General features: G+C 57.0%; 11 protein-coding genes. 7 read left to right on the top strand and 4 right to left on the bottom strand.

The annotated features are described in order from the left end of the window. Positions 1-271 precede the first annotated feature (271 nt). Genes EDC27_RS02275 through EDC27_RS02260 form a run of 4 tightly spaced genes read left to right on the top strand, consistent with a single transcriptional unit; the run spans position 272 to position 5,508 of the window. Positions 272-1,057 (top strand): SapC family protein, encoded by a 786-nt coding sequence (locus EDC27_RS02275; protein WP_123288990.1) that lies wholly within the window; start codon positions 272-274, stop codon positions 1,055-1,057. Positions 1,058-1,098: 41 nt separating this feature from the next. Next, on the top strand, positions 1,099-2,439 hold the full coding sequence (locus EDC27_RS02270) for a TolC family outer membrane protein (protein WP_123288989.1): 1,341 nt from the start codon (positions 1,099-1,101) through the stop codon (positions 2,437-2,439). Then, positions 2,436-4,193 carry a type I secretion system permease/ATPase gene (locus tag EDC27_RS02265; protein ID WP_123288988.1) on the top strand — a complete coding sequence of 586 codons (1,758 nt, stop codon included), beginning with the start codon at positions 2,436-2,438 and terminating at the stop codon, positions 4,191-4,193. The genes EDC27_RS02270 and EDC27_RS02265 overlap by 4 nt, the downstream gene beginning before the upstream one ends. Beyond that, positions 4,177-5,508: an HlyD family type I secretion periplasmic adaptor subunit gene (locus EDC27_RS02260; protein WP_123288987.1), complete on the top strand. Its 1,332-nt coding sequence runs from the start codon at positions 4,177-4,179 to the stop codon at positions 5,506-5,508. Before EDC27_RS02265 ends, EDC27_RS02260 begins: the two co-directional genes overlap by 17 nt. A 259-nt stretch (positions 5,509-5,767) precedes the next feature. On the opposite strand, the gene EDC27_RS02255 is transcribed toward EDC27_RS02260, so the two are convergent. After that, positions 5,768-6,562 carry an ABC transporter substrate-binding protein gene (locus EDC27_RS02255; protein ID WP_123288986.1) on the bottom strand — a complete coding sequence of 265 codons (795 nt, stop codon included), beginning with the start codon at positions 6,560-6,562 and terminating at the stop codon, positions 5,768-5,770. Between the two features lie 150 nt (positions 6,563-6,712). Here EDC27_RS02255 and EDC27_RS02250 point away from each other — a divergent pair, with 150 nt between their 5' ends. Together EDC27_RS02250 and EDC27_RS02245 are read left to right on the top strand one after the other, a co-directional pair. Beyond that, positions 6,713-7,894, top strand: coding sequence for a patatin-like phospholipase family protein (locus EDC27_RS02250; RefSeq protein ID WP_123288985.1), 1,182 nt, complete (start codon positions 6,713-6,715; stop codon positions 7,892-7,894). A gap of 29 nt (positions 7,895-7,923) precedes the next feature. Beyond that, on the top strand, positions 7,924-8,352 hold the full coding sequence (locus tag EDC27_RS02245; protein WP_148045653.1) for a GNAT family N-acetyltransferase: 429 nt from the start codon (positions 7,924-7,926) through the stop codon (positions 8,350-8,352). Between the two features lie 6 nt (positions 8,353-8,358). Here EDC27_RS02245 and EDC27_RS02240 read toward each other — a convergent pair whose 3' ends face one another. After that, positions 8,359-10,587: a hybrid sensor histidine kinase/response regulator gene (locus tag EDC27_RS02240; RefSeq protein WP_170161524.1), complete on the bottom strand. Its 2,229-nt coding sequence runs from the start codon at positions 10,585-10,587 to the stop codon at positions 8,359-8,361. 15 nt (positions 10,588-10,602) lie between these two features. Beyond that, a complete protein-coding gene (locus EDC27_RS02235; RefSeq protein WP_123288982.1) occupies positions 10,603-12,120 on the bottom strand; it encodes a cyclic nucleotide-binding domain-containing protein in 1,518 nt (505 codons plus the stop codon). Positions 12,121-12,538: 418 nt separating this feature from the next. Here EDC27_RS02235 and EDC27_RS02230 point away from each other — a divergent pair, with 418 nt between their 5' ends. Then, the gene (locus EDC27_RS02230) at positions 12,539-12,913 is read left to right on the top strand and encodes a hypothetical protein (RefSeq protein WP_123288981.1); all 375 of its coding nucleotides are present in this window, start codon (positions 12,539-12,541) and stop codon (positions 12,911-12,913) included. A gap of 332 nt (positions 12,914-13,245) precedes the next feature. Here the strand turns inward: EDC27_RS02230 and EDC27_RS02225 are convergent, their stop codons facing one another. Continuing rightward, the gene (locus EDC27_RS02225; protein WP_123288980.1) at positions 13,246-14,397 is read right to left on the bottom strand and encodes a coiled-coil domain-containing protein; all 1,152 of its coding nucleotides are present in this window, start codon (positions 14,395-14,397) and stop codon (positions 13,246-13,248) included. Positions 14,398-14,475: the final 78 nt, after the last annotated feature.

Raw genomic sequence — 14,475 nt, 5'->3', positions numbered from 1 at the left:
ATGCGGCCCCTTCAAGGTGGAAAGAAATTTTCGCCCTCGAGGGTTTTCACGCCGAGGCGTGACGTTTGGCGATGATTCATAAGGGCTGAAGAAATCGGTTCTGTTCCAAGCCCTGCTATTAAAAGGCTATTCCTGTGGATTCCAAGGGCGGCTGTTTAGGTCGTGGTGATTTAAACCTGGGCCGAGATGCTTCGGAATCGGACCGCGCACGCTCTAAACAACCTGTAGACAAAGTGGACGGATAAGGGGTAGAAAGCCGTCGGAGGTAACGATGATGGCTCAATGGGTTCCCATTTCACGAGAACGCCATGGCGGGTTGCGCTACCGGCCGCTATCCACTTACAAGCATGCGGAGTCGTGGACCGTGGTGCCGGTGGTGTTGGCCGAGCTGGGTCGGGTGGTATCGCATTATCCGCTGGTGTTGGTGCGAAGAGAAGACGCCTCTTTTGGGCTCTGCGCTTTACTGGGATTGGCGCCGGGCCGAAACCTGTTTGTCGATGTGAACCACGGACGATGGCGTGCCGAGTATATTCCGGCGGCGGTTCGAGCCTATCCTTTTCGATTATCACCGGTTTCCGAGTCCAACCAATGGGTTTTGTGCGTCGATGAGGAGGCGGGAGTGCTGCAGGAAGGGGCTTCGGGTCTCCCGTTGTTTGATGAGGGTGGTGGACCGGCTTCCTGGGTTCAGGAGGTTTTTTCCTTTCTGCGGCACCTTGCCGATAATGAGCGCCGAACGGCGGCGGCCTGTGCTGTGCTTGATGCGACAGGACTCATTGTGCCGTGGCCGCTTGCCGTTCGAACCCCGCATGGGGATCGCAAGGTGGAGGGGCTTTACCAAGTGGATCAAGGAGCCCTGCAACAGGCCGACGGCGGCGCGTTGCAGAAACTTCGTGACACCGGAGCGCTCGCTGTTTTTTTTGCTCAGCGGTTTTCGGCGTGGCATGTGCGCACTTTGGGACGGCTCCTTGGGCAGGAGGGCGGAAAGACGGCGCCGCAAGAGGAGGGACCTCCCGTAACCCCCACCGGAGAACTGGATCTGAGTTTTCTGGGTGAGTGAGGCCATACGTGACAACTAAGAGAAAAATCAGGAGCATTTTGATGGGCCGCACGAGTGGGTGGGTGATGATGGTCATCGCCTTAAGTGTGATGGGCATCGCATCAAACCATGCGTTCGGCAGCGACACCGGACTTGGCCTCATGGAGGCGGTGCGGCTGGCCAAGGAAAACGATCCCACGGTGCGTGGTGCTTACCATGAACTTCAGGCAATCCAAACACTTCCGGACCAGGCCCTTTCCGGGCTGTTGCCCACGGTCCAAGGCTCACTAAGCTTGACGAACATTTCTTTTGTTCAGGCGCCGCCGACCTACCAGGGTTACTGGTCGGAATCGGAGGGGATAAGCCTTCGCCAACCCTTGTTCAATGTGGGGGCCCATGTAGGCTATGTGCAAAGTCAAAAGCGGGTGGAAGCGGGCCGGGCGCGCTATGACGAAACGGTGCGCAACCTGCTCTACCGCGTGGCCTCGGCGTACCTTAATGCTGTTTATGCGGAAGAACACCTGCGCGTGGTGCGGGATGAGGAAAAAACGGCGGCCGAACAGGTGCTCATGGCCCGCCGGTATTTTCAATCGGGGGAAGCGTCATTGACCGATGTTCACGACGCGGAAGCCCGGCAAGCGGACATTCGCTACCAAAGGGTGGATGCGGAAAAGCTTGTGACCCTTTCGCGAAACACCTTGGAGGCGCTTATCGGCCGTCCTTCAGGCTCCCTTTTTCGCCTAGGGCCACGCTGGAAGCCGTCGCCGCCCGATCCGACATCGGTGGAGGCCTGGTTGAACACGGCCCGGACCCACAGTCCTTTTTTGAAGTACTATCGTTTGGGTGTCGAAGTAGCCGAAGACGACATCCTTAAAGCTCGAAGCCTCCATTTGCCCACCCTGGATTTTCAGGGATCCTATGCGCGGCGTAACACAATCAGCGACTACATTCGGTCCCAGGCCACGGAGTGGTACGCCCTGGGAGTGCAGCTCACCGTGCCCGTCTTTTCCGGGGGCTACGCGACAGCAAAAACGCGCGAGGCTGTGGAGCGGCGAAATCAGAGCGAAGAGGACTATCGTCGTGCGGAAACGGATGTCACACAAAAGATTTTGGATGCCTTTTATGGCCTGGAGGCGTCACGGGCCAAGATAGAAAGTTCGAATCAGGCCGTGCGGGCCAACGAAACCGCGGTGGCCTCCACGCGCAAGGCCTTTGAGGCGGGATTGCGTTCCATCGTGGATGTGCTCAACGCCCAGAGCCGCCTCTACAAGGCCAAAGCGGATCTTGTGCGTGCCCGTCACGAATACGTGCTCAACTTGGTGGCTTTACACTTCCATGCGGGCATCCTGGATGAATCTCTGCTCACAACCATCGATGAATGGCTGGAAAGGAACATGCCATGAATCCCCTTTTGCAACGATTTCTAAGGCGCCATGTCCTAAAGGATCCTGGGGAAGTTCGCCGCATTCTGGGATCCTATCGGCGATTGCTGGTGTTTTTGTTTATCTTTTCGTTTTTCCTCACCGTGCTGTCCATTGTGCCGGCCCTGTACATGTTTCAAATCTATGACACGGTCCTGACGGGGCACAGCTTAGTCACCCTCTCCATGCTCACCATCATTGCCGTGCTCATGTACGTGTACATCGGCTGTTTTGACTGGGTGCGCTCCCAAATTCTCGTGCGCTTGTCCAATGACTTTGATAACAAGCTGCGAGGCCGCCTCTTTGATGCAGTGGTGGACAGTGTGCTCATGAGCCGATCCACGGGAGCGTCCCAGGCTTTTGGGGACCTGACCAATTTACGGCAGTTTCTAACGGGAAGGGGTCTTTTTGCGGTGTTGGACACTCCGTGGGTTCCCCTGTATCTGGCGGTCATTTATCTAATCCATCCCATGATCGCGGTCTATGCTTTGGTGTGTATGGGGGTCATCTTGGTGGTCGCGGTTTTGTCGGAAAAAATGACCCGTGGCCCTCTCGAGGAATCCAACCGGCACTATCAGAAGGCTATTGGCTTTGCGCAGGCGAATTTGCGCAATGCCGAGGTGATTGAGGCCATGGGCATGCGGGACGCCGTGCGCGCGCATTGGTTTGAGTCTTACGGAAAGATGTTGGCGTTGCAAACGGAAGCCAGTCGGCGTGCCGCGACATTGCAGGCCGTGTCCAAAGCTGTGCGTATCACCTCCCAGTCTTTGGTTTTGGGTGTCGGCGCCTACTACGTGCTCCAGAACCAAATCACTGCAGGGCAGATGATCATGGGCAGTATTCTCATGGGCCGCATGATGTCGCCGGTAGACATCGCTGTGGGCGCGTGGAGGCATTTGGTTTCCGTGCGTCAGTCCTATCGGCGTTTAAACGATCTCCTGGCAGATTTTCCATCGCACCCTTTGCGTTTGCCCTTGCCACCACCGAAAGGGGCCGTGAAAGTGGAAGGGCTCGTGGCGGTGCCGCCCAACACCCAGGTGCAGGTGCTTCGAGGGATCACCTTTTCCGTGGCCCCGGGGGAGGTGGTGGGCATTATCGGTCCGACGGCGGCCGGCAAATCGACGTTGGCCAAACACTTGGTAGGGGTCATGCGGCCGGCGGCCGGGGAGGTGCGCTTGGACGGAGCGCGTCTGGACCACTACAACCGATCGTCCCTGGGAGGCTACATCGGGTATGTGCCGCAAGACATTGAATTGTTCGGCGGTACGGTGGCCCAGAACATTGCGCGCTACGGGGAACTGGACGGAGAAAAAATTGTGGCGGCCGCTCAGAAAGCCGGGGTGCACGACATGATTTTGCAGATGCCGCAAGGCTATGAAACACCCATTGGTGAGGGCGGGGCTTTCTTGTCTGGAGGGCAGCGCCAGCGTATCGCCCTGGCGCGGGCTCTGTACGGCGATCCTGTGCTGGTGGTCCTGGACGAACCCAATTCCAATTTGGACGAATCGGGCGAGGCGGCGCTCATGACGGCCATCAGGGACATGAAGGCTCGAGGCACGACGGTGTTTGTCATCACCCACAAGACCAACATTCTGTCCCTGGTGGACAAGATTCTGGTGCTGGCCAACGGCATGGTGCAAATGTTCGGCAGCCGCGAAGAAGTGTTTGCCATGCTGCGGGAACGGGCCAAGGAGGCGGGACGCCTGAGGGAGGTAAAACATGGAGGAGGGCATTAAACTGACCGGGCCCACGTCGGGCGATGTGGCTTCCGATTACTGGAAACCCGTGCGGGTGGGTCTGGGTTTCGTGGTTCTTTTTGGGCTCACCTTTGTCCTGTGGGCCGTTTTGGCACCCATTCAATTGGGGGCGGTGGCCATGGGGCAAGTCACCGCCGCCACGTTCACCAAGGTGGTGCAGCACCCGTACGGGGGTACCGTCAAGGACATTCTGGTCCAGGACGGAGATGCCGTGGACAAAGGGCAGGTGTTGATACGGCTGGAAGATGCCACGGCTCGAGCCCAATACGCACAAGTGTACAGCGAATACTTGCAGGCCCTGGTCGTACGGGCCCGGCTGGAAGCGGAAAAAGCGGGGTTAGAGCGCATCCAATATCCGGAAGAAGTGCGGCGTATGGAACACGACCCCGTTATTCGGGGTGTGATGAGGGCTCAAGAAGAACTGTTTCGCGTGCGACGGGCCAAAAGGGCCGACGAAAAACAGGTGCTTCAGCGCAATCTGGAGGGATATCGGGAGGCGGCAGCCAACCTAAAGGTGCAGGCACGGGCCTTAGAAAGGCAGGCTGAGCTCCTTGGCGAACAGATTCAGGCCGTCTCCGTTCTGGCCGAGGACGGATATTACCCCCGCAACCGGCTGCTGGATCTCCAAAGGTCTCTGGAAGCCGTGCGGGCCAACTTGAGTGAAGTGGTCACGAGTCGGGCGCGCATGGAAGCGTCGGCGCGGGAGACGGAGGCGCGTTTGCAGGCTCTGGAAAGCGAGCAGGCTCGGGAAGTGGAAGACCAGTTGGCGGAAGTGGTCAAGCGACTGATGGCGCTTCAGGACCAGTTTGCAGCCGTCCAGGACCATCTGGAAAAAACGGAGATTCGGGCTCCGGAAGCAGGCATCGTCATGAACCTGCGGGTTCGTAGCGTGGGCGCCGTGATCTCCCCCGGGCAAGGCATCTTACAGATTGTGCCCAAGGGAGCCAGTTTTGTGGTGGAGGCCAAAGTGAGCACGCAGGACATTGAAGACGTCCAGGTGGGTTCGGAAGCGATCCTGCGGTTTATGGCCATAAATCCCAAAACGAGCCCCACCTTTGATGGCACGGTGCTTTACGTATCCCCTGATGTGCAATACGATGAGGTGCATCGGGTGCCTTATTACTTGTGCCGCGTGAGCATTCCTCCGGAAACGGTGGAAAAGATTGCCGCCATGGGCAAAGAAATCATTCCGGGCATGCCGGTGATGGTGATCGTTAAAAAAGCGTCCACCACGTTTTTTGCGTGGCTTTGGAAACCCTTTACAGACCGGATGGCCATAGCCTTTACACGCTGATCTCGTGGGGTCGGATCTTGTTTCATCCACAAGGGCCCAGCCCCCGTTCTCGAACAGATTTGCCCTAAGGGTATTCAGAAACGCCCCTGAAAGGATCGGCGCCACCTGCAAAAGCGCCTCGTCTCGTGGCGCTCCTTCAGGACGACGTCGAATCCACTTCCACGGCCGGTCCCCTAGGCATTCCGTGTGTTCGGGTGTGTCGGTTGCCGTGGTTTTCGGACGGCCTTCCATTCCCGGGACAGGCGATGGTCCCAGATGATCAAAAAGCGCCTTCTTCTGTGTATGGGACCCCCTTCCTGTCAAACCAATCCCAGACCATGCGATGGAGTTGCTCGGTCATGTCCACAATGCGTGGTCCGGCTCGACAGGTCAACCCGCAGGGAAACACCCGCACGAACCCTTCACGCACCGCGGTGCACGAGGACCATCGGCTATCCTGCCGCAGAAGGAAGGCAAGGCTCGGCTCGCACAAAAAGACGATGTGGGGATTCCAGGCCACCACCTTTTCATGGGACACTTTGACATACGGATCGGCATCACGGCCCAAAAAATTCCGGCCGCCTGCGCGCTCAATCACATCGTATTGAAAAGCTCCAGGCCCCACGGTGATGAGCGGGTTCCATTGCATGAGGCGAAAGATTTTCGGTCGTGCGTCGGGGGGTATGCGCTCCGTTTGCGCATCGATTTTCGACAAACGACGGCTCAATCGTTCCACAAGCCCAGTTCCCTTCAAAGGCCTTTTCAGCTCTTGGGCCAATCGGGCCATGTCCCTCAGAGCCTCGTCCACCGTGGCCGGGTCGCTGTGGAAGACCGAAAGGCCTCGATCCCGAAGCCACAGCGCCATTTCCTCTTGATGCCGACCGAAGGTGCATACGAGATCGGGTCGGTCTCGACAGATGGCGTGCAAGTCAGGAGAAGCCCAGCTGCCGTAGGTGGGCATGCGGCGCACATCTTCTGGAAAATCGCAATCTTCGGACACGCCTATCAGAAGGTCCAAGGCCCCGAGGGCGGCAAGGGTTTCCGTAGGTGTCGGCGCAATGGACAGGACTCGCATGGAATTTCATCCGTGCAACGCTTTGTTTCAAGCCGAAGGCCTCATGAAAAAAACCGGTCCTTGTGGTAAAGTCGGTGCGTTCGAAAGATGGCATCATGCTGTCCAGCCCCTTTCGAATAGCACAATGATTGAAGGTCTGTCGAAGGACATGTGGGCAAAGCCCTGAGGCGGCTCGCGGGAAAATCGTTCAACGGGGCGCATTGGGGCAAAACCTTGCAGGGGGTGCCGGGAAAAATCATGGGGCCATGGCTGGATTTCTACGCCGGTCGGCGCATTTTGGATCGGCTGAGGGACGAAGGGCTTCGATGGGAACGGATCAAAGGGGTTTTCGGTGCGGCCGGTGGGCCCAAATGGCTTGTGCTATACGGCCTGGACCGCGTGCTGTGCCAAGAGTGGCTTTCCAATGCCAAATCCCCTGTGGATTTTTTGGGAGCCAGTATCGGCGCCTGGCGGTTTGCCGCCTATTGCCAAAAAGACCCGGCGGCGGCGCTGGACCGTTTCCTGGCGGCGTATCGAGAGCAGAGCTACAGCTCGACACCGACACCTCAAGAAGTGTCCCAAGTCCTGGGCAATGTGCTGCGATCCTTTGTCGGGGATCGGGAAGCTCAGCACATGGCCACCCACCCGCTTCGTCGTTTGCACATTGTCGCCGTTCGAGGACGAGGCTTTTTGAACACGCAGGCCGCGCCTTGGGTGGCCGTGGGGCTTGCGGCGGCTTTCACGGCCAATGCGGTGCGCCGAAAGTGGCTGAAAGGGTTCTTTGAAAGAACCATCTTTGCGCACACCCAAGGCGATCTGCTTCGTCATGTGGATCACGGCGCCTGGCCCGCTCGCCGCGTGCCCTTGCGGGCCAGCAACGTCATTCCGGCCCTTCTGGCATCAGGGTCCATTCCGCTGCTCATGGAACCCATCATGAACATTCCCGAAGCGCCTTCGGGTGCTTACTGGGACGGAGGCCTTACGGATTACCATGTCACGGTGCCGGTGCGCCCGAATTCCGACCGCATCTTTCTTTATCCCCATTACACGCACCGGCTTGTTCCCGGCTGGTTTGATAAGCGTTTTGCCGGGAGGCGGCCCAATTTGAGCCATGTGGATGAGGTGCTTCTGGTGGTGCCGTCTCGCCGCTTCGTCGACTCCCTGCCTTACGGGCGCATTCCGGACCGGAAAGATTTTTGGATTTTTGCCGGGCAGGATTTCCAGCGCCGACGTTTTTGGGATACAGTGATTGTACAATCGCGCCGTCTGGGCGATGAGTTCATGGAACAGGTCCTTTCGGGAAAAATCCGCCACTGCGTCCGCCCCATGGACACTTTGGTGTGCAGGCCATAGGCTTGGCTTGTGGCGTGGGGAGCGAAGCCATGGTTCGACAGGCCGAAGCCGATGATCTGGAAAGAGTGGCCGAGATCGAACGCTTGTCCTTTCCCAACCCATGGACGCCCTATTACCTGGAAAACGCGCTTAAAGATTTCTTTCTCGTCTACGACGACGGACAACGCGTGCAAGGCTATCTCGCGGCCACATGCCGAGACGAGGATTACAAGGCAACCATTCTTAAAGTGGCCGTGCACCCGGAAGCTCGAGGCCGAGGCATCGCTTCCGAACTCGTTCGAGAGGCTTTGGAGGCGTTTCACCGGCGTGGCATCAAGAACGTGGACCTGGATGTGAAAATCATTTCGGCCGGCGCCGTGCACCTCTATGAAAAATTCGGCTTTCGCATTCAGCGCATGGTCACCGTCGATGTGGACGACACGAGCTTTTTGGTCATGAAAAAAGAGTTGGAGCCATAAGAAAAATCAGTCGGCACGCCGGGGTCTAAGCCGGCAAATGCGCGATCTTTGCAAAGTGTGAAGAATTCTCTCAAAGTGGAAAGGCTTTTCCACGAAGTCGGTGGCTCCTTTGCTCAGGAGTTCTTCACGCTTTTTAGGATCCAGATATCCTGTGGCAATGATGACCGGAAGCTCGGGATAGTGCTGAAGGATTTCCGACAGGCATTGAGCGCCACCCATGCCCGGCATGTTTAAATCCAAAATGACGCCATCTGGCTTAGGATCCATGGTTTTCAAAAGCTCCAAAGCCGATTCGCCATCTGAAGCTGTGGCGACGTGCAGGCCGTAGCTTTCCAAAAGGCTTTGCCCGATATCTAGAAGATGGGGCTCGTCGTCCACCAGAAGGACGTGCAGGCCCGCAAGATCCACCGGTATCGCCTCTTCCCGATCCAGAACCGCTTCCTTAGACTCGGCATGGGAGACGGGAAAATAGAGGTGAAAACGTGTGCCGGAACCCGGTTCACTTTCGCACACGATGCCTCCTCCAAACCGCTTAATGACACTGTAGACGATGGCAAGCCCCAGCCCCGTGCCCTTATCGGGGGGTTTCGTGGTGAAAAAGGGTTCGTAGATACGGTCTTGAATTTCGTGGGGGATTCCCGGGCCTGTGTCGGCGATGGACAATCGCACGGCGGCCCCTCTGCGAAGCATGCCGAGTTTTTGTGCCAGCACCTCGTCCACCGTTGCCGGAGAGGTTTTGATGGTGATGGTGCCGCCGTCGGGCATGGCGTCCCGCGCATTCATGACCAGGTTCATGACCACCTGTTCCAGTTGATTGGCATCGGCCGAGATTCTTCCCAGGTGACTTTCCAAATGCAGATCCAGGCGGTACATTTTGGGAAGAACCCGCTCCAGCATCTCGCACACACGAACAACGGCCACGTTGATGTCCACGGGACCGACCTTTTCATCGGTTTTCCGTCCGTAAATCAAAAGCTGCCGAGTCAGGTTGGCTCCTCGATCCACGGCCTGAAACAGCTTGTCCAGAAGCGGACGATGGGGATGGTCGGCATCGGTGTGTCGCCCAAGAATTTGCAGGCAGCCGTGAATCATCTGCAAAATATTGTTGAAATCGTGAGCGATTCCTCCGGCCAGCGTGCCGATGGCTTCCAGTTTTTGAATCTGTACCAGTTCCTGTTCCATCTGCCGCTTGTCGGTCACGTCTCGAGCGATGCACAGAAGGGCGGGCCGTTGCTGCCACTCCATGGGCACCACGTTCATGTCCACCCATACGATCCGCCCTGATGGTTGCTCCAAACGCAACGTCCTCAACGGAGGTGCCGCCTGGGGATGCCGCTCCAGTTCTTCAAAAAGCTCCACGAGAGCGTCCTGATCTTCGGGGACCACAAATTCCAACAGCAGGCTTTCTTCCAGGTCCTCTAGAGGCCGGCCCCAAAGGGTTTGCGTGCGCGGGTTCGGGAATCGAATACGCCCCTCCTGGCAGATAAAAATCGCATCATTGGCATTTTCCACAAGATGTCTGTACTTGGTTTCCGTTTCCTCAACTGACGATTCCAATTTCTTGGAATACTGTTCCAGTTTGGCCTGTGTTTGCGCCAGTTCATGACGCAGGACAAAATCGCGCCACCGATGCCTGTGGTCCATGTGAGCGGCGATGAGAATGATGCACAGCGTGCTCAGAATGAAAAGATTGTGCGCGAAAAAGGTGTTCATGGTCGGATGCGCATCGAGCCCCAATGCTCCTGCCACGTAGCCCGCATAGAGCACAACGCTGTGGATGGCCAATTTCTTGACTGGAACCGGCAGGACCACGCAGTAGGTGAGAAAAACCAGGTTGAGTCCGGCATAATAGGGCGTGTGCGTGCCTCCGGTGTCCACGATCATGGCGATGATGCTCAAGCCCACAGCGTAAAAGGCGATGGTGCCCAAGGCAAAGCTGGGCATGGGCCGGCGCCGCTGCCGATTGAGTAGGTAAAGACCCCAGCAGATGATAGCCGCAAGGATGCGGTAGACCATGAGCTTTTCAAAAAGGGAGGGAAAGAGCAGGGCATCCAGAATGCCGAACAGGGGCACGAGCGTGCCGCCCATGATCAAAATGACGTTCACGCGAGCGCGCAGAAGCACCTGGATTTCTTTTTCAAAGCCCTGCCTCAACATCTCGTGGTTGGCCAACCTGGGCAAAGGGGCGGCGGTCTCCAAAGCCCAAGGTGCGCCAAAAGGCTTTTCATTCGCCATGGCTTTAGGCATCTCTTAGTTGGTGCCCCGTGACGAGGTGGCGGAATCTGACTTTCGTGGTCCGTTTTCGGATCCGCGATATGCGACGGCAAAAAGATTGATCCCTTCCGGTTCGCAAAGACAGCTCACGCGATGTCCAAAAGGCGTTTCGGCAAAGATGTTTCGCAAATCTTTCTCCGTTCGGTAAATCAACTTCCATTGCAGGATGTGGTCCATAATGGCTCTGTTGGGGTTTTGCGGAGAGAAGTTGCCGATGATGAGGCATCCTTCAGGTTTGAGCTGTTCATAACATCGACGCACCAACGCGGTAAAGAGCCGTCGATCCAGATAATCGGTCAAACCGGCCGAATAGATAATGTCCTGCGGAGCCAGTTCTTGGCGGGTGCGGCCCAAAGCCCACCGGACGGCATTGTCGTTGAGATAGCGAATTGTGGCCCGGTGAGGAAAGGTGTTCACGGCCGTGTTGGTGTAGTGCAGAGCTTCCACGTCGGCATCCATCAAGGTGGCTTCCACGCGATGAGTCTCCGGGCAACTTTTAAGGAAATCGAACAATTCACGGCTCGGCCCACAGGCCAGGTTCAGAATGCGTATGGGATCGGAAGTATGGGTCCGTTCTAGGACACGCCGTTTCAATTCTTCGGCCAGCAACGACCGTCGTCCCCGCACCGCGCGCGAAGCCGGCGCATTCAGACACCAGGCATCCACGAGAAAACCCAGTTTGCCGTCGCCTGAAGGTTCATGGCGATAGATCATTTCCATCATGAGATAGTCGCCGGCGTACCCTTTGGGTTTGTAATAGGCGCGTTCGGCAAAACGGCTTCTCATGAGGTAGGGAAAAACTTCTTTAAAAATATAGCCCCACACGACATCTTGAAAGTCACTTTGAGCAATCAAAGGTTCCATGTCCTGAAGGTTCTCGTTCAGGTGGTTCATGATGGAGGTGCAGCGTTCCTGCAGCCCATTGAGTTCGCCGTCCTTGCCGATGCTTTGCACGGCGTAGCTCAGGTCAAACAAATCGGCTTTGGTTTTTTCCACCAGCTCGACGATGCTGCCGCCCAGGGGCGTGCGAAAAAAGTGGCCGGGCACCGGTCGAGCTTCATGAAACTGCCGGCGCCCTGTGGAAAGAGAGGCAGCATAGGCCGTCAGGGGTTCTCGTTCATCAAGGACACGGCGAAATTTGGCGCACACGGACCGGGCCACGTCCGTGATAAAAAGGGCGTAGCTGTGAGGATCCCTGGAACGCAAAGCCTCCATGGATGCCCAATCATAGATCCGCAAGACCGTGGGTTCCGCGGCTCGAACATTCCGCACTCGAGAAGCGCCGTCGAAAAAACCCGTTTCACCCAAAAACTCTCCCGGACCGATATAGGCCACGGCGATGGTCGTGCCGTTTTGACCAAAGGCGACTTCCACCGCCCCTTGTTCCACGTAGTAGAGGCAGCGTTGCTTAGCGCCTTGAAGGAAGATTTGCTCGCCCTTGCCATAAACGACCTTCCGCCCGATGGTCGGCCACATCCCTTGTATCGTTTGCATGCCACAGACCCCCCGAATTCTTCGGCCGTGAGGCTCTCGTGACGATGACCAGACCCATAAAAATAATCGGCCCAAAAGGATAATGCCTTGAAGTTTTTCATCAGGCCCATGGATTCAGGCGGCCATACTGGTTAAAAAGAATCCAGCCAACCCGTTGAATTCCACAGCAGGTGGATGCTTTTGACTCAGCATGCTTCGGGGTGATGGGCAGGGCTTTGGAAAAAGGCCGGTGCCTCTCGCTCGAGGTGTTCGGAATAAGTCATTGATTTATCAAAGGAAAAAACTTTTGGGGCCGTTTTTGTGGGGCGACACGCATGGCCTGGCACGTCCCTTGCCTAAGAATGGGACCGAAAGTGAGAGGTTCCCGGGAACGTGGATTTTCTTCACAGGATGAACGAGACTGGAAAGGAGCAAAGCAATGAAAGGCATGCGATGGTTGGTGGTTTTTGGCTTGGTTTTGGTGGCGGCGGTTCCTGTGTGGGCTCGAGGGCCTTACGGAGGTGGCATGGGACCCTGTTGGGCTGTGGCGACGCCCGAAGGGCAAGCCTTCGCTCAGGACGTGGCTCCCCTTCGACAGCAATTGTATCAAAAGCAGTTGCAATACCAGCAGATGCTGAACGATCCCCAAGCGGATCCCACGGCCCTGGGCACCCTGGCTCAGGAGATGCATCAAATCCGCCAGCAGATTTGGCAAAGGGCTCAGGATGCCGGCATTCCTTGCGGCTATGGCCCTCACGGGCGCGGCATGGGCTGGGGCATGGGCGCCGGCGCCCCAGGCATGCGGGCTCAGTAGCTCGGCGCGACGAAGCGCAGGCGCCTGAACGGACGGGGACCTGCACGAAAGGCACCTTCTCGGGCTCCGCAGGCCATCTCTCGCGGGGGTCATTTCGACCCCCGCTCCTTTTGCTACGAAAAACCCGAGAACTTGTCAGACGAATCGGCTTGATCTTTGATAGCGTTCAACACGTCAAGCGGACGGCGTGGCGAAAACCGCGACCCAAAGGCCGCCACTGGAAAGAGCTTCCCCATTGCCGTTTGACGGGGCTCCGGCAAAAGGAAGCCGAAAAAAACGCCGAAAAGCCATTTCCGTGATGGCATCTCTTGCCACCCGGTGTGGACGCCACATCACCATTCGAAACTTTGAATGACGATCATGCCCCGCTTTTCCGCTTTTTCCAAAAGATCTTTTTTGGCAAAATGGGTGACCAATACAGGGATGACGGGCCCTCCCACCGCATCTTCCACAACATCCACCGTTTCCTGAAGCTGGGTCAATTTGGATCGGTCGTCCAATCGCAGGACCGATTCGCCCACAAGATGCATTTCTTGGCCGTCTTTACGGACCCGCCCAAAGAGATTGACTTCCCGCCCTTCGATTTCTGCGCGCACAATCCGTTCCAGGACTTCGATACCGTACTTGGCCTTGAGAAAGTCGGGCAGATGGCGATAGGCTTCATTTTCTAAGGCGTAGCCCACACTGCGGGCCAATCCCCCGACCTGTTGGCGAACCGCTCCGAGACCCGCGGCCAGCTGCTCGATGGCCAGCTGCATGCGGGCTTGGGCCACCAGCATTTCCTCAAAGCGTTTTTCAGTCCGCTGTTGCGCCTCGGCCAGCTCCTCAAACCTTTGTTCCAGGCGTTCATGCGCCAGGGCCAGTTGTTCGAATCTTTTCTCGGTGCGCTGTTGGGCCAGGGCGAGTTCTTCGACGCGTTTTTCCGTGCGTTGTTGGGCCAGGGCGAGTTCTTCGAGTCTTTTCTCGGTGCGCTGTTGGGCCAGGGCGAGCTCATCGACGCGTTTTTCCGTGCGTTGTTGGGCTAGGGCGAGTTCTTCGAGTCTTTTGTCCGTCCGCTCTTGGGCTTCTGTGAGCTTCTGCTGGGCCAAGGAGAGTTCATCGAGTCTTTTCTCAGTGCGCTCTTGGGCCAGGGCGAGTTCTTCGACGCGTTTTTCCGTGCGCTCTTGGGCCAGGGCGAGTTCTTCAAGTCTTTTTTCCGTCCGCTCTTGCGCCTCTGTGAGCTTCTGTTGACCCTGGGCCAGTTGCTGAAGGCTTTGGACCGTGGCCAGCTGAGCTTCTGTGAGCTGCTCGAGCCTTTGTTCTGTGCGTTCTTGCACCGCGGCAAGCCTTTGCACAACGTCCTTTAACGCGTCGAAGTCTGAGCGCGTGACGGATTGCTCCCATTGCCGCCTTTGGTTTTCGACTTCTTCCAGGATGGCGGTCAGCACATCCCGAAGGGGAGCGTCCAATTCGGAGACCTTTTTCAACAAGGCCATGGTGGTCATGAAAGTTCCTTACTATCCGCGATGGTTTCTAGAAAGACGAAGTCTTGTCCGAATATTAACCAAATCAGCCTAACAATC

The sequence above is a fragment of the Desulfosoma caldarium genome (assembly GCF_003751385.1).
Lineage (GTDB): Bacteria > Desulfobacterota > Syntrophobacteria > Syntrophobacterales > DSM-9756 > Desulfosoma > Desulfosoma caldarium.
This window is presented reverse-complemented; position numbering and strand designations above follow the sequence as displayed.